The sequence below is a fragment of the Paenibacillus tundrae genome (genome assembly GCF_036884255.1).
GTDB lineage: Bacteria > Bacillota > Bacilli > Paenibacillales > Paenibacillaceae > Paenibacillus.
This window is the reverse complement of the sequence record NZ_CP145605.1, coordinates 1,429,534-1,451,202: the sequence shown is the minus strand read 5'-3', so window position 1 is coordinate 1,451,202 and position 21,669 is coordinate 1,429,534. Positions and strand designations below refer to the sequence as shown.

Here is a 21,669-nt window from a genome sequence, read left to right as displayed (position 1 = left end):
GGTTCGGTTAACCGATAAAATTTGAATTAGTCGAGAATCGCGTGAATGTCGCTCTCTTTCATAATCAAATATTCTTTACCTTCGAATTTGATTTCTGTACCGGCATATTTGGAGAAGATTACGCGGTCTCCTTCTTTCACTTCCAGAGCTACACGTACGCCGTCTTTCAGCACTCCAGCGCCAACAGCAATTACTTTACCCTCTTGTGGCTTCTCTTTAGCAGAGTCCGGAAGTACGATCCCGAAAGAAGTAGTTTGCTCTTGCTCCAATGGTTCTACCAATACGCGTTCACCTAAAGGTCTGATCATGAAAAATAGCCTCCTTTTGAAATTATATAACGTTACATTGTAGGTTGTAGCTATGTATTAGCACTCGACCGTGCCCAGTGCTAACAACCAACTTTATGATACTCAACTTGAAGCATGATTTCAAGTCCTTTTCACGAATTCATGTGATAATTTACGTTCTCTTTACAACGAGCCCTCAGAATTACACAAGAATCCCACTCTTCTATCCCGTGCTGTTCAGACGCAAGACAATACTAAGCCTTAACCCGTTGGGGTGCTCAGCCCTCTTCCATTGTATCCATTGCTCGGCAAAATATGCCTGCTTGTCCTTTAAGGTACGTGTTCAAAAAGGACAGTTTTCAGTACCGAGAAGATGGGATGAAGATATAAGTCGGTTGAACGACACACTTAAACAAGAATATAGAACCCTTCAAGGACAGTGTTACCCTCCGACGGCTGCACTCAAACTCTTGTGATCAACGAAAAGTTCTAGTTATACCTTCTTCAGGTTTGTCTGTCCTCAAAGCTCATATAGAACAATAGAATACTTCATGTATGATAACCCTATTAACTCTATTGCGTTCTTATTGCTCCCGAAATCTAGCTATTCATGCTGTTCTCGTCACTCGCCTGGATGTAGCGCGACTCTGACGCCTCATCGGCAGCTAACTGCTTACGATATACAAAGGCCGATAGAAACACACTGAACTCATACAACAAAAGCAAGGGAATCATCACTAGGAGATCTGAGATAAAATCCGGTGGTGTAACCACTACAGCGATGAAGATCAGGATGAAGTAAGCCACTCTTCTCATTTTGCGAAGACGGGTCGGATTCAGAATCCGTATTGCTGTCAGGAACATGATGAGCAGTGGAAGCTCGAACAACAAAGATACAGGCAGCACAATGCCAAACAGAAAACTGAAATATTGCTTCATGCCATATGTCTCGACAAGTCCCATTTTCTCCGTAATCGATGTTGTAAACGCAAGCGCCATCGGGAAGACAACATAATAGGCAAACGACAGACCAATCAGGAACAGAAGAAAGACATACGGTACATATTTCAATGCAGCCTTCCGCTCAATAGGTCGTAGCCCCGGGCTTACAAATTTCCAGATCTGAAACACTGTAAATGGCAATGTCACAACAAGCGAAAACAGTCCCGCAATCTTCATATAGATGCCAATACCATCCCAGAAAGAAAAGGCGTGCAGTACAAAACCTTTAACCGACTCGGCTTTCGTTAAGTACTCATACACGGGATCTGCTACAAAAAAGCCTACAATTAAACCTAAAACAAAAACGCTCAGCACATAAATCAGCCGCTTGCGCAGCTCGCTCAAATGTTCCACAATTGTCATTTCTTCTGTCTGCTGCGTCATGCCTGCCCCCCATTATTGCCAGCTTAAAATACAAAACCCTTCCGGCAGGAAGGGAATTCTCATTCATGGCCGTCATTACTCCGGCAAGCGTTTGTCTTCAGGCTTATCTACAGGTGCACTCTCCGATGCCAGTGGCTTGGCCTTTTCCTGCTCCTTGCGTTTGGATGCGTCATCATCCGAGATAATCTCGCGTGCGCCGTCTTTGAATTCACGAAAAGTACGGCCAACTGCACGTCCCAGTTCAGGAAGCTTGTTTGGACCAAACAACAACAGCGCCACAACAACTAATAAAATAAAACCTGTTGGACCTATAGCACTTCCCATGGATACTCCTCCTTCTGCAAGGCTCAGAAACTCTGTTTCATAAGAATCCAATGATTAAGAACAACAACAATGTTGATTTACGCCAATCATACCACAGATGTAACCACTTACATAACCCATAATATTCATAAATTATTCAAAATTTATGAATGGATTACCTATGGAGATTCGCACTCATCTATTGCTTAAACTGTCCTGTAACCATGAGTAGTGCCTCTGGAAGCTGATCCATAATCGCTGCCAAATGCTCGTGTACCCCCTTAGGCGTACCAGGCAAATTGACGATCAGTGTACGTCCACGAATACCACACAAGCCGCGGAACAGCATGGCAGAACGATTTTTGCTCATGACACTGTAACGCATTGCTTCAGCCATACCTGGAACTTCTCTCTCAATTACCCGCCTTGTCGCCTCCGGGGTAATATCGCGAATCGCAAGTTCCGTACCTCCTGTGGTCAGTACAAGGTCTGCATGAAAATAATCTGTCATCTCAATTAGTGCCGCGATAATCTCATCGGGTTCATCAGGAACGATGCGGTACTCTACGATCTCCCCACCCAGTTCTTCTTCTACAAGCTCCCGGATGACTTGTGCACTCGTATCCTCACGTTCCCCGCGGGCCCCTTTGTCGCTGGCTGTCAGGATTGCTGTTCTCCACACCATAAAGATCACCCTTCTCCTTTATGAAAATAAATGTCCGTTAAAGAGGTAGTTCAAAAAGTCCGCTTTTGAACACGCACTTATCGATTAAAATCCCCATTTTTGCCACCACTTTTGGATTGCAGCATCGTCGGACCGATAATCATGTCTTTTTGCAAGGCTTTACACATGTCATAGATCGTAAGCGCCGCAGCCGAGGCTGCGGTTAGTGCCTCCATCTCGACGCCAGTCTTTCCTTCCGTTTTTATCGTTGCTTCAATCTGTATCTCATCCACACCGTTGTCGTGAAAACGGATATCCACACCTGTCAGTGCAAGGGGATGACACATTGGAATCCAGTCCGATGTTTTCTTAGCCCCTTGAATACCGGCGATCTGAGCAACAGCCAAAACGTCGCCTTTGCCGATACGTCCTTCACGGATGGCTTCAAGCGTAGCTGGTTGCATCGTTACTTTGGACACCGCCACTGCTTTCCGAACGGTAGCCTCCTTGCCCGAAATATCAACCATTCGAGCCCGTCCCTGTTCATTAAAATGGGTAAACTCCCCTCCGGAAGTCTGTCCGTTGTGTACATCAGAACTCAATACCATCACAACCCTTTATTGATATGTAGTACACCTTCGGTCGTCATCAACAGATCCAGTCGCAGATCGAGCGGTTCCATCGGAATCTCGTCCTGCAATTGCCCTGGTAACACAAGTGCTGCCAACTGTGGTCTTTGACCTGCTTGGGAACATTGGACTACCAGCGTCTCGGCAAAACGGTCATAATAACCGCCGCCATAACCAATCCGGCCGCCCTGAAGGTCAAATCCCAAACCAGGCACAATAACAAGATCGATATCAGGCCAATCCTCCGGCTGTAATACTTCACAGGATTCCTTAGGTTCGGGTATGCCCCATACACCTGGCTGAATATCCTGTTGTCCGGTCACCCTCCTCAGTTCCATCCGAGGGGGATTCGCCAGCACTTTGGGGGCAAGCATCACATCCCCATGCTTCCATCCATCTTCAAACAAAAACGCAGTCGTTGCCTCGCTGCGATAGGACAAATAGCTAAAAATCGTTAACTGTGGCTTGTCCAGCCTCCATCGATGTAGCTCCTGCTTCACCACAAGGCTTATCTCCCCCATCGCATGAAGGCGAAGCGATTCATCCAGCAGATCCCGACTGTGCTTCAGCCGAGAACGAAGCTCGCTCTTGTGTTCCATCCGATCCTGCATGGTTTTGAATAACCTCCTGTTGATGTGGAAGGTGAAAAAAACGCATTAAAGAATAAAATTTATATGTTATGACGTGATGTCATCTCGTTGAAATGGTTATCATGAATCATTTTCTGCAAAATACTCATGAATTAACATGCCTTCTTTCAGTTTATCATTGATTGCCCAAAAAGACTACACGGCCCCCCGCTCTCAAGCGGTGCATTTGATCTGTATTTCATGTAAACTGGACTATAGAGGTTGTTCAAAAAGTTCATCCCATCTTCTCGGTACTGACAACCGTACTTTTTGAACACGCACTTATTGTTATCAAATCACGTACTGGACCGATGGAGGAACTTCATTTTATGTTATTACAAGTATCCGGAATTATTAAACGTTATGGTGTCGATCCAATTTTGGACGGCGTAAACTTACAAATATTAGAACGTGAACGAATTGGCCTCGTCGGTGTAAACGGCGCAGGCAAATCAACGTTGCTCAAAATCATTGCCGGTGAGATGTCCTACGATGGCGGGCAAATTTTCAAATCAAAAGAGACGACGCTGGGTTATCTTGCTCAGAATAGTGGACTGCAGTCCGATCGCACCATCTGGGAAGAGATGATGAACGTCTTCGCCCATCTAACCCAAGCTGAGGCTGAATTAAGACAGATGGAACAGGATATCGCCGACCCTGCCTTCATGGAAGACGAGAAAAAATATGCAGAGCTGCTGGAGCGTTATGCGAAGCGTTCCGATTGGTTCAAGGATCATGGCGGCTATGAGATGGAAACTCGTATTCGAAGCGTGCTGCACGGGATGGGGTTTGGCGAATTTGCCGCAGACACACCGATTGCTACGCTCAGTGGCGGGCAAAAAACACGACTTGCTCTTGCTCGTATTCTGTTACAAGCCCCTGATCTTCTCATGCTGGATGAGCCGACGAACTATCTCGACATCCCTACCTTAACTTGGCTGGAAGATTACCTGCGAGGGTATTCAGGCGCGTTGCTGGTCGTATCTCATGACCGTTACTTCCTTGACCGACTTGTTACAACCATCGTCGAAATCGAACGGCACCGTTCTAGGAAATATACAGGTAACTACAGTCGATATATGGAGCTCAAAGCGGCTGAGTATGAAACACAGATGAAGCAATATGAGAAACAGCAAGATGAAATATCCAAGATGGAAGAATTCGTGCAGAAAAACATCGTTCGGGCTTCAACAACCAAGCGCGCACAGAGTCGGCGCAAAGCGCTCGACAAAATGGAACGTCTCGACAAACCGATGGGCGATCTGAAGAAGGCTCACTTTTCTTTTGAAACAGCCGTCATGTCGGGTAAGGAAGTTCTTCGAGTGGATCAATTGTCCGTTGCATATGAAGCGGGCTCGCCCCTATTCCGCAATGTTTCGTTCGACCTGCGACGTGGAGAGACCGTTGCCCTGATTGGGCCTAACGGGATTGGTAAATCTACCATGCTCAAATGCCTAACAGGAAGCTTGCGCCCGGCAGCTGGTGATATTCAGTGGGGAACGAAGGTGCAGATTGGGTATTATGATCAGGAGCAAACAGGACTCACCCCAACCAACACGGTGTTGGAAGAACTATGGGGTGCTTATCCTGGCATGGAGGAAGCCCGCATTCGTACGGTTCTGGGCAACTTCTTGTTCAGCGGTGACGATGTGCTCAAAAAAATCTCCTCGCTCAGCGGCGGGGAAAAGGCGCGTGTTTCCCTTTCTAAGCTCATGCTTAAGGAAGCCAATATGCTGATTCTGGACGAGCCTACGAACCATCTGGATCTATTCGCCAAAGAGGTACTGGAAGCGGCTCTCATGGACTACGAAGGCACATTGCTATTCATCTCTCATGACCGTTATTTCCTCAATAAAATGGCGGAGCGAATTGTTGAATTGCATCCAGGTGGAACGGAGCATTATCTCGGCAATTACGATGATTATGTCGAGAAAAAACAGGAGCTTGAAGATATCGCACGCGAAGCTGCTGAAGCCAAGGCAGCCTCTGCTAAACTCTCTCCTAAAGCGAGCACTGCTCCCTCATCAACGGAGAAATCAGGCGCTGCATCCTTTGAAGCAGATAAACAAGCGAAGCGGGAAGAACGCAATCGACAACGTAGACAAGAAACGCTAGAGTTGAAAATTGCGGAGCTTGAGGATGAGATTACAGGGCTTGAGGCACAGATGGCGCAACCTGAAGTTTATCAGGATTACATGAAGCTACAGGAGCTGCAAGCCAAATCGGAGGAGCTTAAGCAGCAAGTTGCGACAGCTTATGAGGAATGGGAAGCTCTCGCTTTGGAATAGCAATCGTCATTTGGAATGAAGCATTCGAATAAAACACGACGTCAATTTATTACCTATGATGCATGCAATATTCACACATTAAAAGGGATCTCCCAAAGTCACGAATATGACGAGGGACATCCCTTTTAGCGTTATTTTAAGCTAATGAACTTGATACACGCTATTTTCTCCTATTTTCTCAAATCTGATATCTAACGAATCATATGGACCTATGTCAAGAAAGTAGACACTTACGCGACGGATTTGTCCGTAAATTTCTTCGCAAAACGAGCAGGGGAAAGATAACCTAGCGCACCATGCATTCGCTTGCGGTTGTAATAGAACTCAATGTACTGGTAAATGGCGTTATAAGCCTCTTCTGGATTCTTAAAACGAGGGTTACAGTGAATGAGTTCCTTCTTCAAAATACTGTGCCAAGACTCGATACATGCGTTATCGTAACAGTTTCCTCGGCGGCTCATACTGAGCTCCATACCATACGATTTCAGTTGCTCCACGTATTCTTTTGACGTGTACTGCGAGCCACGATCCGAGTGATGTAGCAGTCCTGGAGCGGGGCGTTTGGCTCGGTAAGCATCATTCAATGCATCTAGCACCAGGCTCGTTTCCATGTGGTTGTACAGACGCCAGCCTACAATTTCACGCGTACATAAATCCAGAACACTGGCGAGATATAACCGGCCTCCTCGGCAGGGAATGTAGGTGATATCGGTGACCCATACGGTGTTCGGTTTGGACGTTTGAAATTGCTGGTTCAGCGTATTTGGTGCAATGGGATGATGATGTTTAGAATCCGTCGTTTGGACACGATACCGAGGACTATGCACGGAACGAAGATTCATTTGACGCATGTATATACTGACGGTACGGGAAGAGATTCTGTATCCTTCCAGCTGGAGCGCATACGTAATTTTCGGACTTCCACTCCGCTTCTGGTGGTCGTAGAAATGAAACCGAATACGCTTCATGATCTCAGTTTTCCGGTGCTGCTGTTTACTTGTTCGATCCATCCGCCACTTGTAATATCCGCTCCGTGACACGTGTAACAAAGTGCACATCTTCTCCAAAGAAAACAGGGAGCGATGGTTTTCCAGAAACTGAAACCTTAGCTCTTTGGTTTGCTGAAGATGTGCACTGCTTTTTTTACAATAGCCAGTTCCTCTTGCGTGTCCGCAAGCGTATGCTCTTTCTCTTGAAGTAACCGGCGCATTTCTTTAAGCTCTGCTTCCAGTTCTTTCACTCGATCTACGCTAGCTACGGGCTCATGTTTAAGTTCGCGATACTTGCCCATCCACTGGTGTAATGTACTTTTTGGAATGTTGAGTTCTTCTGCCAAGTCTCCGAGTGTCTTGGTCTGTTCTTGGATAAATTTTACCGTTTGTTTCTTAAATTCTTCATTGTATCGTTGCCGCTGTTCTCCCATGTGGACACACCTCCGTTAGCCTTATTATCCTTCTGTCCGTTATTGGGTGTCCACTTTTTATTCTAGCTCCACTAGAGGCGTTATTTCATCGATTCAGTCCATTATTTAGGTTGTGACACCATTATATGAAGGAATAGCGTTACTGAGGTTCATTAAATCTTGCATAGTAAGATAATCCGCTTATTAAGATGCGGTAGGTTCGTTAGCAATTGGAGCGCAGAGAGATTTCTTAAGACAGCCCCATTGTTGTTGATTATGATCGAGTGGGTAGCCATATTCTGATCATTTCACATTTGTCAAATCCACTCGAATTTTGAAAAATATTTTTTATAGAACCAACGGCGCATTTATCCACAATTAAGCAAGACACCAAGCAGTCCATCAGGCTTAATTAAACGGCGGTAGAATCGCATTTTCAACAAAAACCCATATTTATCCACCGACTTATACACATTATCCACAACTTTGTGGATATACAGCTTAGATTCTATCCCCTAAAACCTTATCGTTTCGAAAACGAGTCTGGTTTGGCTCTAGCTCAGTTACCCACAATTTATCCTGAATATGTGGATAACTATAATCACATCTTGACAAATTGAAGTGGCGACTTCATATTTTACACCTTCAATTCGACAAACGAATCAACACACCGTTCCCGTTGAATCAGAGCCCCTTTTTTATACGTGAGCGATTTCTCCACTTTCGGATGATTCTGCTTTTAGTCCGGCAGCATTACATGCAGCCACATACGCAAGTCCAGCAGCCATCACGATATCACTGTGTATAGCGGTTCCTCTGAATTCCCGACCAGCACGCTCAACCGTAACTGCTGCCTCGGCATTCGCTTCTTCTCCTCCACTCAAGGCATGGATCTCCATATCTACAAATGTGATATCGTCAGAGATGCTCTGACCGATCGCATGAATCGCCGCTTCTACAGGCCCACTTCCTACTGCGGAATAGGATTGTTCTACTCCACCTGCACGCATACGTACAGCAGCCATACGATCTGTCATGCTACCTGCCGTAACTTGCAATTCGACCAGCTCATAATCTTGAGCAGGAATATTCATGGTCTGACTGACCATCTGAAGCAGCTGGTCATCACTAACTACTTTTTGCTGATCAGCCGTTTCTTTGAATACGTTGTAGAGTTGTTCCATTTGCTGTTCATCCGGCTCAAACCCATATTTACGAACCCGATCCTTCAAGGCATGGCGCCCGGAGTGTTTACCCAGAATAATCATGCTGCGTGGAATACCGAGTGCTTCTGGATCCATAATCTCGTATGTGTTCCGATTCTTCAACAGCCCATCCTGATGGATACCGGATTCGTGCTGGAATGCATTACGTCCTACGACCGGCTTGTTATAGGCAATCGGGAAGTGCATCGCTCGGCTAATCTGACGGGATGTCTCGTACAGTTGCTCCAATTTGATATTCGTTGTTGCTCCAAGCACATCACCCCGCGTTTCCAGTGCCATAACCAGCTCTTCCAATGCTGCATTACCTGTCCGCTCGCCTACACCGTTAATGGTTACTTCAATCTGAGAAGCCCCATTCGCAATGGCAGCCAAGCTATTCGCCACCGCAAGACCCAGATCATTATGACAATGGGCACTATAACGGACTTGATCCCCGCCTCTCGCGCCTTCACGCACACGACGGAACATCTCCCCGTATTCATGTGGCAGAGCGTAACCAACCGTATCTGGCAGATTAATGATCGAAGCCCCAGCCTCAATGACCACTTCAATCATCTCAATCAGGTCATCCATTTTGGTGCGAGCCGCATCCATTGCCGTAAATTCTACGATATCGCTGAACTGCCTTGCATATGAAACCATTTCACGTGCAGTAGCCACAACTTCGCTGCGCGGACGACGCAGTTGATGCTCGATATGAATATCTGACGAAGAAATGAACAGGTGAATTCTGCGGCGAGCAGCATCAGCCGTTGCACGCACTGCTGCATCAATATCCCCTTTTACAGCACGGGCAAATCCACAGATCTCTACGTTCTGCAATTGTCTAGATATCGCCTGAACCGCCGCGAACTCCCCTGGGCTGGAGATCGGGAATCCAGGCTCAATGACGTCAATACCAAGAGAAGCGAGTTGATGTGCCAGCTCAATTTTTTGTTCGGGCTGTAGGCTCGCTCCTGGCGCTTGCTCCCCATCACGCAGTGTTGTATCAAAAATCTCAATGTGCCGTTTGTTATTCGTTGTCATATATCATCAGCCTCCATCAATAGGTTATGTCATGCCATTGGCTCTAGCGTGTACGTCGACTTACACACCAGATGTAGTAATTCTCATAAGCGCTTCTCATTTCTATGCCCACCCTGCTGCCGGCAGCAAAACCAAATAACCCGCCATCTCCATTAAGAGACGGCGGGTTATTCTCCCCTCCGCGGTACCACTCTTGCTTGATGGTTACGGCCTAAGCCGAATCACCATCCACCTCGTCGTCTCCATTTATGATATTGCGGGCAGGTAGTACAGCCGCAATATGACCAAAACGGAGAAACACCCCATAACGGAGGTTAGCCGTGGCTGTGTAACATGGACTTAGATCATCTACTACCGTCAAGGAAGTATCATGATAATCAGATCGTCTTTCCATGCCTCCATAGCTCTGTTCCCGGGCGAGATTCTAAGGAATTAAGCCACTGCGTCGCACCAACCCGCAGCTCTCTGTGCGCCTCATCCTTGTACTGCTCCCATTCATTACATTTATCTGATATAGGATAAAATAAAATCAAAAAAGCCTGCCACCTCATGCATATATGCAAGAGACGACAGGCTGTTCACCTTCGCGGTACCACTCTTGTTGACTTCTCCTATTCACTCGCGTAACTCCTGTATGTCTATGCACACAATAGAATCACCCGAAGCCGTCAGAAGCCCCCTCAGTTATTGCCAATCATCTACCGTCATTCGATCCGGCGATTCAAGGCAACGGCCCATTCACGGAGGCAACCCGTAACCATGTACTTTCGACCTTAATCGGTCTTCGGCTCTCTAAGAGAGTAAACGTGTTCCATCGTTCCGCTTCCAGGTGAGTTTCAGGTTTTCCGTCGACTGCGTTGCACCACCCCGCAGCTCTCTACAACCGGGAAATTCCTTACTGTTCCTGTTCATCGCGTTTTCTATTATCGTTCAGTAAAAAAACATTGTTTAAATTTGTAACTAATATACATTCTTCACATCCGAATGTCAACTGTTACATTTGACATTTCGGCTGAAACCCATATCGGGCGCTGAGATGCCTCAGGGCATCCTTCATAATCAAAAGCGGACTTTTTGAACAACCTCTATACGGATTGCACAGACCATTCCTCCAGCGATAACCCTGGATCGGCTTTGGCATCGAATTCGGAAATTTCTCCACGTTGCCATTTCAAGTACGCTGCTGCTCCAATCATGGCAGCATTGTCTGTACAATACACCATCGGTGGGATTAACAATTCAAGCCCTTCGCGTTCACAACGCTCCTGCAATGCCATGCGCAGTCCGCGGTTTGCCGCAACACCACCACACAACAACAGTTGTTGTGAGCCATATTGCCGGACGGCACGGACGGCTTTTTCAACCAGCACTTCAACGACTGCCTCTTGGAACCCCCTCGCCACAGCAGAAGCTTCCAGGGTTTCTCCGCGCATTTTGGCCTGATTCAGCACATTGAGTACAGCTGATTTCAATCCGCTGAGACTGAAGTCATATGAATCAGCTTCCAGCCACACTCTTGGCAAGGGTACAACCTGCTCTGCTTCTGATGCCATCCGGTCCACATGTGGCCCCCCAGGATAAGGACAACCCAATGCCCGCGCCACTTTATCATATGCCTCACCTACAGCATCATCCCGTGTGCGACCAATCAGTTTGAACTTACCTTCGGATTCCATATGCACAAGCTCCGTATGTCCACCCGATACCACAAGCGCCATCGCAGGATATTTCAGTTCATGTGTCAGACGATTCGCATAGATATGTCCTGCAATATGATGAGTCCCAATTAACGGTTTACCCAGCGCCATTGCCAACGTCTTGGCTGCAACGATACCGACAAGCAGAGCACCCACGAGTCCAGGTCCTTGCGTTACGGCGATGGCACTTAAATCTCTTGGACGAATACCTGATTCTTCAATGGCCTGTTCAAGCATTAATGTGATGACTTCCACATGTTTGCGTGAAGCCACTTCAGGTACAACGCCACCAAATGCTTTATGTGTCTCAATCTGACTGGAGATCAAGTTGGACAGCACTTCCCGTCCATCCTTGACCACTGCCACAGATGTTTCATCACAGCTCGTCTCCACCGCCAAAATGTAGCATGGAGCCGTTTGTGTTTGATGGTTCTCACTCAGTTCCTTCATGAATCCGTTACGCTTCCTTCCTCTGTGCCGTCTCGGCCTGTAGAAGGCAAATTCGCCCACATAATCATCGCATCCTCCATGTTGTCGGAGTAATAGCCTTTGCGAATACCTGCCGATTCAAACCCTTTTTTCTCATACAAACGCTGAGCAACTAAGTTCGAAACCCTTACTTCTAGCGTCATCCGTTCCATGCCCAAATAGGCTGCCGTTCTCATCAGTTCATCCAGCAATCTCTCGCCAAGCTTGCGACCGCGATAGGCCTGTCTTACTGCGATATTCGTGATATGCGCCTCATCCATAATCGTCCACATCCCGGCGTAGCCAATTGCCTTACCGTCTATTTCCATAACCATATATTTAGCAAAATGATTGTGCGTTAATTCATTTCGGAATGCCTCTTCCGTCCAGGGCAACGTAAAGGCTTCATGCTCAATCACCATCACATCGGGAATATCCGATAGTGTCATGAGCCTGAATTGGAGCGCCTCACCCTGGTCGTTTTGTATCACATTGTCCATCCGCTCGCCGACCCCCTTCACCCTTTTCGCAGTAAATTGGCTTCCGCCTCAGCCAGTTGGGTGTAGTTCGGCACCAGCGCATGAACATCATCGCGCTGACCTGCAAGCAGCGCGGCGGCGCCAAGCCGCCCAACCCAACGGCCTTCCAGCTCATATGGAATGAGCTGCAGCGCCGTATCTGCTGGGCAGCGCAGCGCAGCCGCAGCCTCAACTGGCCCCGCATCGCCGACAAGCCAGACGGCAGCGGGCCGCTCTTCCGGCGCCGCCTCCGCGATGCGGGCGGCGAGGGCTTCTAGCCATCCGTCCATCTTACGGATGGCATCAGGCTCAAGCCGCCGGGGCGCATCGCTCCCGGCGGAGGCGAACAGCGCGGTATACGCTTGACCGCGCCGCGCATCCACGAGCGGAACGATCCAGTGAACCGGGGCAGCCGACTGGCTGTCCTCGTCCGCGGATGGCGTTCCTCCAGCCCCTGCTGCGGTAGGTTCCTCTGCCGCAGCTTCAGCCTTGGCGGCGAGGCCATGATGCCAGCCGCCCCAGGCCATTGCCTGAAGGCTGGACACCCCAGCAACGGGGATGTCCCATGCCCAGGCAAGTGTTTTGGCCGCCGTCACCGCAATGCGGATGCCTGTGTATGACCCTGGCCCAATGCCAACGGCAATGCCATCTAATTGCCCGGGCTGTGTTCCACTCGCAGCCAAGAGCTGCTCCATTACAGGCACAACATGCACGGAGTGATTACGCTCTGCCCGTTCATTTCGTTCCTCGAGCAGCGTGTGATCCTCCATCACTGAGGCAGCCATCACCGCTGTAGACGTATCCAACGCCAAAAACCGCTGACGCGGCTTTTTTTGTAAATCTTCCATCATCTTATTAAACTCCATTCTGTCTGAACTGCCGGCATATGGCGGCATACTTCTCACCGTATCCATCCAGCGTAATCTTGCGATCCTCCGGACCGGTCGTTTCAATCTGTATATGCAGATGCTCTTCGGGGAGTAGCTCCGGGATAATGCTTGACCATTCCACCAGACTGACTCCGGTTCCATAGAAGTATTCATCTAGCCCAAGCTCATCCGCTTCTTCCAATGAAATACGGTATACATCCATATGATATAAAGGCAATCGTCCCTCATATTCCTTGATCAATGTAAACGTAGGGCTGTTAACTACACCTTGCACACCCAAATGCCAGGCGAACTTTTGTGAAAATGCCGTTTTGCCCGCGCCCAGATCACCATCCAGTGCAATCACCATACCAGCCATTGCCTGTCCAGCAAGTGCAGACGCAAGCGCTTCTGTATCTGAAATGCCATGGGAATCATACACCCACTGCTCATGCTCTTGATTCAATTTACGCCCCACCTTTGACGGCTCTGCCGCCTGAGTTCACTTTGAAGACTATTATATCGGTCACCTTCTTCCCCCGCAACACTTGCAAAAGGAATGACGCTTGATATCCCCATTAAAATAACGAAAAACCGGCACCTCATGGCACCGGCCTCATCTCGATCTCTATATCTTCAAATCTGCGGCTGACCAACCTTGTCATAGAGCATGTTCAGATAATCAGGGCATCAATATGATCGGGGGAGGCGTGATACCAACCTCAGCTTGTCCTCTCCACGATCATGACCTATACCTGCACATTCAAAACCGCTTCTATTTCTACGGCTCCTTCATGCACTGAACGTTAACGAGGCTTAGTTGCTACTCCTCCAGTCGATCCACACGAACCGTTTGCGTATTACCAGGACGACTTCCTACCTGAACCGTAGCCATCCCATTGGCTTCGTCGACACTTTCAATCCAAACCGGATCCCCTTCGAGCGTAACGGCAATTGTATCCTCAGAATCATATATCGCTTTGGCACGCTTAACATCCATCATCTTATTCGTACTCCCCTTCCGGATCATCGTGTGATTCACGAACCATGGTATCGGTTGTGCTATCCCCAATATAACCATTATCATCGGTTACCTGACCTCCACCCAGTCCCTCATTGACCATGCGATCAATATCGAGCATGAACGATTCTCGGTCAAGCGGTAACTCCTCTGAGGTCACGGCCTCCCAATTGACAGATGTCGCAGGCGTGTGAAAATCCTCAGAGCCTTCCGACGCTGCAAGAGGATAAGGTGAAAATGTGTGAGCATGAGCTTCCCCTTCATCACGTCCATTCTTCATGAGACACCTCCTAGGTTAGATAGTTACAATTGCTCATCCTATGACGAAGACCACTCTCCAGCTTGCTTGCGATTGATCTCAAGGATGTTTCTGTTATCATCCCCCACTCTGGCTGAAGCATACTCAGCACATGAACCATGGAATGAAGCGGTTAGCCCTTCACAGAAATGCCCATACTGATCCTATAAATGATTAACGGAAAGGAGCCGATATCCATGCATACCGTCTGGAAAGGCGCTATTAGTTTTGGACTTGTACATGTGCCTGTCAAAATGTTCTCGGCTACCGAAGACAAAGACATCTCCATGCGTTACATCCACAAAGTCTGTGGTAGCCCGCTTGCTTATGTTCGCAAATGTCCTTCTTGTGAGGTTGAAGTGCAGTGGGAAGAGATTACCAAGGGGTACGAATATGAGAAGGGCAAGTTCGTCCTTTTTGAGAAAGAGGAATTGGAAGCTCTCAACGATTCCACCAGCAAAACCATTACGATCCTCGATTTCGTAGATCTAACTGAAATTGATCCGATCTATTTTCAAAAGACATATTATCTGTCCCCCGATCAGGCGGGAGGGAACGCATATCAGCTATTAATGAACGCCATGCGCGATACAGGCAAAATCGGCATAGCCAAAATTTCGATTCGATCCAAAAGCAGCTTAGCCGCTATTCGTGTGCTTGAGGACTGTCTCTCCATGGAGACGATATTCTACCCTGATGAGATCCGTCCCGTCTCACAAGTTCCTAATCTGCCCGAGGTACAGCAAGTCAATGAGAAGGAGCTGACCATGGCGAAGCTTCTGATCGACCAACTGTCTACCCCGTTTGAGCCTGGCAAATATACCGACGATTACCGAGGCAAATTGCTGGATCTGATCAATCACAAGGTTGCGGGTGAAGAGATCAAGATTGCTCCTGCCAAACCAGAGGCTAATGTAATGGATCTAATGGCTGCCTTGCAGGCGAGTATCGAGGCTGTTAAACCGATCCCTACTGATCCTGGTAAATCTACCGCCAAGCCGAAGAAACGCGCACCGAAAAAAACGGCCATTCAAGCTGTCGCCGGAGGAGAAAACGACACCCCTGCTGCGCCTGCGAAAAAGAGAAAAACGACTCCGAAGACATAGCTCATGTCTTCTCAATCAGAACTCATTAAATCCGGCGCTATAGCCGGATTTATGTTTTATATGAGATGAAATCACACGGATTAATCGATATTTATCATTTGACGAAAGTCGATTTATATTTTATATTAACTTATGAAAAGTAACTTATTTGCGATTTTAAAGTCAACTTGATCTTTAATTGCATATAAGTTCAAACATCCATTGCAATCTTATATCCCATTCAATCCATTCAATCCTAATTATGAACCCATAATAACTATGATTTCTTACAACCCTTTAGTAGCTAAACACAAAAATCATATTTCATTTCAGGAGGTAACGACATGACTCAACCTTATCAAATTCCTGCTACTACCCATCTAGGCGAAGTTAGTCTGAGAATCAGCAATCTGGAGCGCTCCATTGAATTTTATACGCAAGTGGTAGGTTTGAAACTGCTGGAACGGAAGGATTCTGTTGCCACGTTTACCGTAGATGGACAGCACTCGCTCTTACGTCTTGAGGAAATTCCTAATGCAGTGACTATGCCTGAACGTTCATCCGCTGGTTTGTATCATTTTGCTATCCTATTGCCTGATCGTAAGTCTCTCGGGTTAGCGCTGCGCAACCTCGCTGCATCCGGTATTGAGATTGGACAAGGGGATCACCTTGTTAGTGAAGCACTGTATATCTCTGATCCAGACCTTAATGGTATTGAAATCTATGCCGATCGCCCTCGCGATACATGGCAACGTGACGCAGATAACAACTACATCATGGGAACCGATCCCGTTGATGTTCAAGGTCTGTTTGACCTATCTGCGAATGAAACTTGGGAAGGTCTTCCGGTAGGTACTGTCATTGGTCATGTGCATTTCCACGTACGTAGTCTGGAAGAATCCCGCCGCTTCTATCATGGTGTACTTGGTTTCGATATCGTCGGCAACTTTGCCAACATGTCAGCACTGTTCATCTCTGCAGGCGGATACCATCATCATATCGGACTTAATATTTGGGCAGGCTCAGGAGCACCCGTGAATCCAAGCCATGCTACAGGCATTGAATACTTTACGATTGTGTACTCCAGCCAAGAGGAACGTAACCAAGCTGTAGAGCAGTTACGTGAAGCTGGAGCTACATTAACACAACAAAACGATGTCTACTTTACAGTCGATCCACAGCAGATTCACATTCGTCTGACAGTAGAAAAATAAGTTTCACATTATGCTTTACTAACACTACACATTCTACAAATCCCGAACATACGGCACCCTCCCATGCCATGGAGGATCTGCCTGTTGTTCGGGATTTTTTATTGATGGTATTCATGATGATGTTATACGTCGAGCCTGCCTTATAAATATGGTTCTTTTCGTGCATCCTATCCTCATGCTCAGACAACCAAGATACTCGAAGGAGATAACATATGATTGAGAAGGGAAGGTTGGACGTCAGGCAACTTGCCATTCTATTGTTCCTATGTACGATCGGCGAACAGATTCTCGTATTCCCTGCCATGATTACTTCCTACGCACAGGAAGACGCATGGTTATCAGCGTTACTTGGCGTTGGGGGTGGAATGGGAGTATTAATCATTTTTCTGGCAGCCTATAATCTTAATCCGCGGATGAACCTGATTGAAAATGCACTTCAAACTTTCGGCTCTTGGATCGGTACGCTGTTCAGTTGTTTTTATTTATTTTATTTTCTTATCAGTGCTTCTACCTTTATCCGAGAACTTGGCGATTTCATGACCACTCAGATCTTACCTTCTTCGCCAATATGGGCGATCGATCTGCTCTTTGTTGGGGCACTTGCATGGGGACTGATACAGGGGCTAACCTGCATAGGTAGAACTGCTGAGGTGTTCCTTCCTCTCGTTGTATTATTTCTCATTATTCTGCTTGTCCTACTGCTTCCTCAAATTCAACTGAGTAACATCAGGCCTGTTCTCTCCAACGGCATACTTGATCCTTTGAAAGGCTTTGTAGCTGTACTCACATATCCGTATTGCGAACTAAGTATCTTTATGATGCTGCTCCCCTACACCAATCAAAAGCCTCATATGAAGAAGGAAATTCTACTCACAGGTATGATTGGTGGTTTAATGCTGACACTAACGTTGACGATCAGTTTGTTGGTCATGGGTTCTTTTCTGACACAGCATTACTGGTTTGCCTCGTTTATACTTGCACAGAAAATTAATATAGGTAACTTTCTACAGCGGATGGAAGCCTTTATCGCGTGTGTGTGGATTATCGCTGTTTTTTTTAAAACCATTTTGTTTTTTTACGGCTTTATCTTAGGGATTGCCCACCTATTCCGATTGTCCAGTTATCGCTCACTCATCTTACCGAGCGCTTTGATCATTTTTAGTATGTCTATCCTGATTGCGCCAAACGAAACTTACTATCTCAAAGTCGTGATTCCTTATTGGATCGACTGGGATCTTACGTGTGGAATTGCTCTTCCGCTGCTGCTTATTCTGGTACATAAACTCCGAGCCCGTTCGTCAAAAATTTAAACATGATCATTTTACATTTTAAGTGCATGTTTAAAGCGGCTTTAGGCTGAATCACATATTCGACGCTGAGATGCCATCAGGCATCCTCGTAATCCAAAGCGCACTGTTTGGAACAACCTCTTTTATTTGGAAAGGAGCCTATACACATGTTCACTCCGATCACCCCCTTTGAACCCATCTCAAGCCTTACTCTACCTACAGGCTCTAACTGGATTGCCCAAATTAAATGGGATGGTGTTCGTATGCTTGCTTATGAGGACGGACAAGAGCTCAGACTGATCAACCGTAGACAGCATGAACGAACGGCACAATACCCTGAGCTTGCTTTAGGCCGCAATATTTGCTCTGCCTCGTCTTACATTGTGGATGGTGAAATTATCGCGCTAGATCCCGATACCGGCAAACCTTCTTTTTATCATGTTTTGCGCCGTGATCGTATGAGCAAACCAGACGCAATTGCTCAAGCGATTCAGCATATTCCGATCACTTACATGGTATTTGATATCTTGTACTATGACGGAAAATGGGTCACAGATCAGCCTCTTGCCCAGCGCCAGCAATTGCTGCACCAGTTGCTTACTCCATCCTCTCATGTGCAAGAGGTCACCAATATGTCCGATCCAGCTGCTCTGTTGAGCGTTATGAGACAGCATCAGATGGAAGGCATCGTGATTAAGGACCTTGCCAGCACGTATGGAATACGGGCGAAGGATGCACGCTGGCAGAAAGTAAAAATCATGCATGATCTCTATGCGATGATTGGAGGCGTTACTTTTCGTAGCGGTATTGTGAATGCTATAGCAGTAGGGGTATACGATGGACCACACTTTATTTATATCGGTCATGTGGGCACAGGTAAGCTAAACTCGGATACGTGGCGTAAGCTTACTGCGGATATACAGCCGCTAATTCGGCAAACGAATCCATTTCATAACATCCCCGAACGCAGTGCAGAGACGACGTGGATCGAGCCACAGATTGGAGTCAAAGTGCAATACATGGAACTAACTCATCACCGGACGTTGCGCCATCCAAGTATTCAGACGTTTGCCGAAGTTACACAGGAGGATTGCCCTGCAAGTCAGCTTATCCAAGAAGAGCAGTAGAATGTGTAGCTCCATGTATAGCGATTCAACTAAACGTTCACACAGATAAGAGATGGCAGTATAGCCTGCCAATAAGATAAATTTGAGGATAGGAGGCATATGCCATGGCACGCACGATCAAAGGAACCATCATGATTGACGGCATGGAGATCACTGTGACGAATCCGAACAAACCTTTATGGCCGGAAGCTGGGGTGACAAAAGCCATCTATTTGCAAAAGTTAGCAGCACTTGCTCCTTATCTGCTCACCTATACCAGCAATCGGCTCCTTACTACCATTCGATACCCTCATGGCGTGGACGGTGAATTTTTTTATCAAAAGAATGCCCCCGAGCCGCTTCCCGCGTTCGTACAGACCTCAAATCATGAAGGCATTAACTACGTAGTCATGAACAAACTACCGGAACTGCTCTGGCTTGGGAATCTGGCATCACTTGAATTCCATCCTTCCCTACATGCGGTCGGGAGTCATTTACCTTGCGAATGGATGATCGATCTTGATCCTTCCCAGGAGGACGAGCCACGAATCATGCAGGCTGCCCAGATCGTAGGGGAAACACTCACGTCCCTTGGTCTTCGATCTGTACCCAAAACCTCTGGCGCCACTGGGGTTCAGATCATTGTGCCGATCCGTCAGGGTGTCACCTTTGATGAACTGAGGGACATCGGCCATTTTGTAGGCAAATATGTTACCCAGAAACACCCCAATCTGTTCACGCTAGAACGACTCAAAAAAGACCGCGGGGATCGTATTTATTTTGACTATCTTCAACATTATGGTGGCAAAACACTCGCAGCTCCTTATACACCGCGAGCTAAACCAGGAGGCACCGTCTCGACACCTCTCACTTGGGATGAGGTTCGTAACGACGTGTCGGTCAAGGATTATCATCTCATGAACATCGTAGAACGGCTTGCACACATGGGAGACCTCATTGCTGCTGTCGAGCCTCAGCCGGTGGAGCTGATCATCCAGCATCTCAAAAAGAAATAGCCGGCACCCTCAAACCAAGGGTGTCGGCTATTGTTCTAACTACATGTGCATTTCGTCCGAGCACATGCGGCATATTGTCATTCGATTATTCAGCGATTAAGCGATTAGACTCGCTAATGGATACCTTTTTTCTTGAAACGTCCGCCCTTCACATCATGGATATTACCAATAGCTACAAAGGCTTGTGGATCCCAATCTTCTACAATCGATTTCAATTTGGCTTCTTCGAGACGAGTGATAACCACAAAAATGATTTTCTTCTCATCCCCACTGAATCCACCTTCCCCATCGAGGAAGGTAACACCACGACCAAGACGATCTGTGAGCGCTGATCCGATATCCCGATATTTCTCACTAATAATCCAGACCGATTTGGATTGATCCAATCCTTCGTTGACAATATCGATCATCTTCATCGCAATATAATAAGCAATCATGCTGTACAGGGCATTTGGCCATCCAAATACAAATCCCGCACCTGCAAAAATAAATACGTTAATGAACAATACGATCTGTCCTACTGATAATGGTGACTTCTCACTCAGCAAAATCGCAACGATCTCGGTTCCGTCCAGAGATCCACCGGAGCGGATAACTAGACCAACACCCACCCCTAGGATCAATCCGCCAAACACTGCTCCAAGCAGCGGTTCGCCTGGCGTTAACGCAGGCACTTTGTGCAATAACGATGTCCCGATGGACATCACCACGATCCCAAGCAGCGTAGATAACGCAAATGTTTTACCAATTTGTTTGTAACCTAGAATTAGAAAAGGCAGGTTGAGCAAGGTCAGGAATATCCCGAGCGGCAGATGCGTGAGCTCTGAGACCATAATCGAGATCCCCGTAATCCCGCCATCGATAACGCCATTTGGCACGAGAAATACTTCAAGTGATACAGCCATAAGTGCAGCACCGACAAGTATCATTACAATGCGTTGCAGAAGCTTCAATGTAAACACCGAGCTTTTGACGCTGCGGTCAGCTGCCTTAGATGTTAATTCTTTCACTGTTACATTAGACATGGTATCCCCCCCGTTAAATCAGTATGTGAATCCATTTTATAAATCATTTAAATACTTCACAGGGGATCTACATATCGCAGAGCAAGAAATGAAGCTAGCTCTACACATCCACTGGCTAATACGAGCACAAGCACCTAAAGGCGATATAAAATGGATTCAAGATTGTCTGCATTCCGGTTCACACTTCCAAAAGAGAGCAAAAGGGAGCCTGTTTTCCCGCAGA

At 47.0% G+C, this 21,669-nt stretch carries 23 protein-coding genes; 6 read left to right on the top strand and 17 right to left on the bottom strand.

Going from position 1 to position 21,669, the window contains the following annotated elements:
• Positions 1 to 26 precede the first annotated feature (26 nt).
• The 6 genes from groES to V6W81_RS06255 form a co-directional block, all read right to left on the bottom strand.
• Positions 27 to 308 carry a co-chaperone GroES gene (gene groES, locus V6W81_RS06280; RefSeq protein ID WP_056694371.1) on the bottom strand — a complete coding sequence of 94 codons (282 nt, stop codon included), beginning with the start codon at positions 306 to 308 and terminating at the stop codon, positions 27 to 29.
• 579 nt (positions 309 to 887) lie between these two features.
• Entirely contained in the window at positions 888 to 1,673 is a 786-nt protein-coding gene (tatC, locus tag V6W81_RS06275; RefSeq protein ID WP_338542122.1) for a twin-arginine translocase subunit TatC, read from the bottom strand.
• A gap of 75 nt (positions 1,674 to 1,748) precedes the next feature.
• Entirely contained in the window at positions 1,749 to 1,997 is a 249-nt protein-coding gene (locus V6W81_RS06270) for a twin-arginine translocase TatA/TatE family subunit (protein ID WP_056694367.1), read from the bottom strand.
• A 178-nt stretch (positions 1,998 to 2,175) separates the two neighbouring features.
• Positions 2,176 to 2,661: a MogA/MoaB family molybdenum cofactor biosynthesis protein gene (locus V6W81_RS06265; protein ID WP_056694365.1), complete on the bottom strand. Its 486-nt coding sequence runs from the start codon at positions 2,659 to 2,661 to the stop codon at positions 2,176 to 2,178.
• Positions 2,662 to 2,738: 77 nt separating this feature from the next.
• Positions 2,739 to 3,248 carry a cyclic pyranopterin monophosphate synthase MoaC gene (gene moaC / locus V6W81_RS06260; RefSeq protein WP_338542121.1) on the bottom strand — a complete coding sequence of 170 codons (510 nt, stop codon included), beginning with the start codon at positions 3,246 to 3,248 and terminating at the stop codon, positions 2,739 to 2,741.
• Entirely contained in the window at positions 3,248 to 3,880 is a 633-nt protein-coding gene (locus V6W81_RS06255) for a 5-formyltetrahydrofolate cyclo-ligase (RefSeq protein ID WP_338542119.1), read from the bottom strand. Before V6W81_RS06255 ends, moaC begins: the two co-directional genes overlap by 1 nt.
• Positions 3,881 to 4,227: 347 nt before the next feature.
• Here V6W81_RS06255 and V6W81_RS06250 point away from each other — a divergent pair, with 347 nt between their 5' ends.
• Positions 4,228 to 6,186, top strand: a complete 1,959-nt coding sequence (locus V6W81_RS06250) for an ABC-F family ATP-binding cassette domain-containing protein (RefSeq protein WP_338542117.1) — start codon at positions 4,228 to 4,230, stop codon at positions 6,184 to 6,186.
• A 230-nt stretch (positions 6,187 to 6,416) separates the two neighbouring features.
• Here V6W81_RS06250 and V6W81_RS06245 read toward each other — a convergent pair whose 3' ends face one another.
• From V6W81_RS06245 to V6W81_RS06205, 10 genes are all read right to left on the bottom strand, one after another.
• A complete protein-coding gene (locus tag V6W81_RS06245) occupies positions 6,417 to 7,280 on the bottom strand; it encodes an IS3 family transposase (RefSeq protein WP_338543955.1) in 864 nt (287 codons plus the stop codon).
• 11 nt (positions 7,281 to 7,291) lie between these two features.
• On the bottom strand, positions 7,292 to 7,609 hold the full coding sequence (locus tag V6W81_RS06240) for a transposase (protein ID WP_111270792.1): 318 nt from the start codon (positions 7,607 to 7,609) through the stop codon (positions 7,292 to 7,294).
• Positions 7,610 to 8,286: 677 nt separating this feature from the next.
• Positions 8,287 to 9,840 carry a 2-isopropylmalate synthase gene (locus tag V6W81_RS06235; RefSeq protein ID WP_145050859.1) on the bottom strand — a complete coding sequence of 518 codons (1,554 nt, stop codon included), beginning with the start codon at positions 9,838 to 9,840 and terminating at the stop codon, positions 8,287 to 8,289.
• A 211-nt stretch (positions 9,841 to 10,051) separates the two neighbouring features.
• On the bottom strand, positions 10,052 to 10,234 hold the full coding sequence (locus V6W81_RS29165; RefSeq protein WP_430701099.1) for a hypothetical protein: 183 nt from the start codon (positions 10,232 to 10,234) through the stop codon (positions 10,052 to 10,054).
• A gap of 691 nt (positions 10,235 to 10,925) precedes the next feature.
• Positions 10,926 to 11,987: a tRNA (adenosine(37)-N6)-threonylcarbamoyltransferase complex transferase subunit TsaD gene (gene tsaD, locus V6W81_RS06230; RefSeq protein ID WP_338542114.1), complete on the bottom strand. Its 1,062-nt coding sequence runs from the start codon at positions 11,985 to 11,987 to the stop codon at positions 10,926 to 10,928.
• Entirely contained in the window at positions 11,984 to 12,505 is a 522-nt protein-coding gene (gene rimI / locus V6W81_RS06225) for a ribosomal protein S18-alanine N-acetyltransferase (protein ID WP_338542113.1), read from the bottom strand. The genes tsaD and rimI overlap by 4 nt, the downstream gene beginning before the upstream one ends.
• A gap of 17 nt (positions 12,506 to 12,522) precedes the next feature.
• A complete protein-coding gene (gene tsaB, locus V6W81_RS06220; RefSeq protein ID WP_338543954.1) occupies positions 12,523 to 13,371 on the bottom strand; it encodes a tRNA (adenosine(37)-N6)-threonylcarbamoyltransferase complex dimerization subunit type 1 TsaB in 849 nt (282 codons plus the stop codon).
• Positions 13,372 to 13,378: 7 nt separating this feature from the next.
• Entirely contained in the window at positions 13,379 to 13,858 is a 480-nt protein-coding gene (tsaE, locus tag V6W81_RS06215) for a tRNA (adenosine(37)-N6)-threonylcarbamoyltransferase complex ATPase subunit type 1 TsaE (RefSeq protein ID WP_307214800.1), read from the bottom strand.
• A gap of 357 nt (positions 13,859 to 14,215) precedes the next feature.
• The gene (locus V6W81_RS06210; RefSeq protein ID WP_056694429.1) at positions 14,216 to 14,392 is read right to left on the bottom strand and encodes an H-type small acid-soluble spore protein; all 177 of its coding nucleotides are present in this window, start codon (positions 14,390 to 14,392) and stop codon (positions 14,216 to 14,218) included.
• A 4-nt stretch (positions 14,393 to 14,396) separates the two neighbouring features.
• Positions 14,397 to 14,693, bottom strand: coding sequence for a hypothetical protein (locus tag V6W81_RS06205; protein WP_056694347.1), 297 nt, complete (start codon positions 14,691 to 14,693; stop codon positions 14,397 to 14,399).
• Positions 14,694 to 14,908: 215 nt separating this feature from the next.
• Between V6W81_RS06205 and V6W81_RS06200 the strand changes: the two genes are divergently transcribed.
• The 5 genes from V6W81_RS06200 (at position 14,909) to ligD (ending at position 20,421) form a co-directional block, all read left to right on the top strand.
• On the top strand, positions 14,909 to 15,817 hold the full coding sequence (locus V6W81_RS06200; RefSeq protein ID WP_056694343.1) for a Ku protein: 909 nt from the start codon (positions 14,909 to 14,911) through the stop codon (positions 15,815 to 15,817).
• Between the two features lie 323 nt (positions 15,818 to 16,140).
• Positions 16,141 to 17,010, top strand: a complete 870-nt coding sequence (locus V6W81_RS06195) for a VOC family protein (RefSeq protein ID WP_338542111.1) — start codon at positions 16,141 to 16,143, stop codon at positions 17,008 to 17,010.
• A 212-nt stretch (positions 17,011 to 17,222) separates the two neighbouring features.
• A complete protein-coding gene (locus V6W81_RS06190; RefSeq protein ID WP_338542110.1) occupies positions 17,223 to 18,320 on the top strand; it encodes a GerAB/ArcD/ProY family transporter in 1,098 nt (365 codons plus the stop codon).
• Positions 18,321 to 18,466: 146 nt separating this feature from the next.
• On the top strand, positions 18,467 to 19,426 hold the full coding sequence (locus tag V6W81_RS06185; RefSeq protein ID WP_338542108.1) for an RNA ligase family protein: 960 nt from the start codon (positions 18,467 to 18,469) through the stop codon (positions 19,424 to 19,426).
• A gap of 104 nt (positions 19,427 to 19,530) precedes the next feature.
• A complete protein-coding gene (gene ligD / locus V6W81_RS06180; RefSeq protein WP_338542107.1) occupies positions 19,531 to 20,421 on the top strand; it encodes a non-homologous end-joining DNA ligase in 891 nt (296 codons plus the stop codon).
• A gap of 113 nt (positions 20,422 to 20,534) precedes the next feature.
• Here ligD and V6W81_RS06175 read toward each other — a convergent pair whose 3' ends face one another.
• On the bottom strand, positions 20,535 to 21,446 hold the full coding sequence (locus V6W81_RS06175) for a YitT family protein (protein WP_338542106.1): 912 nt from the start codon (positions 21,444 to 21,446) through the stop codon (positions 20,535 to 20,537).
• Positions 21,447 to 21,669 lie beyond the last annotated feature (223 nt).

What these genes read in the sequence shown, in the direction of transcription:
- ligD (WP_338542107.1), top strand. Translation starts at nt 19,531, where the DNA reads ATGGCACGCACGATCAAAGGAACCATCATGATTGACGGCATGGAGATC.
- tsaD (WP_338542114.1), bottom strand. Translation starts at nt 11,987, where the DNA reads ATGAAGGAACTGAGTGAGAACCATCAAACACAAACGGCTCCATGCTAC.
- V6W81_RS06185 (WP_338542108.1), top strand. Translation starts at nt 18,467, where the DNA reads ATGTTCACTCCGATCACCCCCTTTGAACCCATCTCAAGCCTTACTCTA.
- V6W81_RS06235 (WP_145050859.1), bottom strand. Translation starts at nt 9,840, where the DNA reads ATGACAACGAATAACAAACGGCACATTGAGATTTTTGATACAACACTG.
- V6W81_RS06195 (WP_338542111.1), top strand. Translation starts at nt 16,141, where the DNA reads ATGACTCAACCTTATCAAATTCCTGCTACTACCCATCTAGGCGAAGTT.
- V6W81_RS06265 (WP_056694365.1), bottom strand. Translation starts at nt 2,661, where the DNA reads ATGGTGTGGAGAACAGCAATCCTGACAGCCAGCGACAAAGGGGCCCGC.
- V6W81_RS06250 (WP_338542117.1), top strand. Translation starts at nt 4,228, where the DNA reads ATGTTATTACAAGTATCCGGAATTATTAAACGTTATGGTGTCGATCCA.
- tsaB (WP_338543954.1), bottom strand. Translation starts at nt 13,371, where the DNA reads ATGGAAGATTTACAAAAAAAGCCGCGTCAGCGGTTTTTGGCGTTGGAT.
- V6W81_RS06210 (WP_056694429.1), bottom strand. Translation starts at nt 14,392, where the DNA reads ATGGATGTTAAGCGTGCCAAAGCGATATATGATTCTGAGGATACAATT.
- V6W81_RS06270 (WP_056694367.1), bottom strand. Translation starts at nt 1,997, where the DNA reads ATGGGAAGTGCTATAGGTCCAACAGGTTTTATTTTATTAGTTGTTGTG.
- V6W81_RS29165 (WP_430701099.1), bottom strand. Translation starts at nt 10,234, where the DNA reads ATGGAAAGACGATCTGATTATCATGATACTTCCTTGACGGTAGTAGAT.
- V6W81_RS06175 (WP_338542106.1), bottom strand. Translation starts at nt 21,446, where the DNA reads ATGTCTAATGTAACAGTGAAAGAATTAACATCTAAGGCAGCTGACCGC.
- moaC (WP_338542121.1), bottom strand. Translation starts at nt 3,248, where the DNA reads ATGGTATTGAGTTCTGATGTACACAACGGACAGACTTCCGGAGGGGAG.
- groES (WP_056694371.1), bottom strand. Translation starts at nt 308, where the DNA reads ATGATCAGACCTTTAGGTGAACGCGTATTGGTAGAACCATTGGAGCAA.
- tatC (WP_338542122.1), bottom strand. Translation starts at nt 1,673, where the DNA reads ATGACGCAGCAGACAGAAGAAATGACAATTGTGGAACATTTGAGCGAG.
- V6W81_RS06240 (WP_111270792.1), bottom strand. Translation starts at nt 7,609, where the DNA reads ATGGGAGAACAGCGGCAACGATACAATGAAGAATTTAAGAAACAAACG.
- V6W81_RS06200 (WP_056694343.1), top strand. Translation starts at nt 14,909, where the DNA reads ATGCATACCGTCTGGAAAGGCGCTATTAGTTTTGGACTTGTACATGTG.
- rimI (WP_338542113.1), bottom strand. Translation starts at nt 12,505, where the DNA reads ATGGACAATGTGATACAAAACGACCAGGGTGAGGCGCTCCAATTCAGG.
- V6W81_RS06205 (WP_056694347.1), bottom strand. Translation starts at nt 14,693, where the DNA reads ATGAAGAATGGACGTGATGAAGGGGAAGCTCATGCTCACACATTTTCA.
- V6W81_RS06255 (WP_338542119.1), bottom strand. Translation starts at nt 3,880, where the DNA reads ATGCAGGATCGGATGGAACACAAGAGCGAGCTTCGTTCTCGGCTGAAG.
- V6W81_RS06190 (WP_338542110.1), top strand. Translation starts at nt 17,223, where the DNA reads ATGATTGAGAAGGGAAGGTTGGACGTCAGGCAACTTGCCATTCTATTG.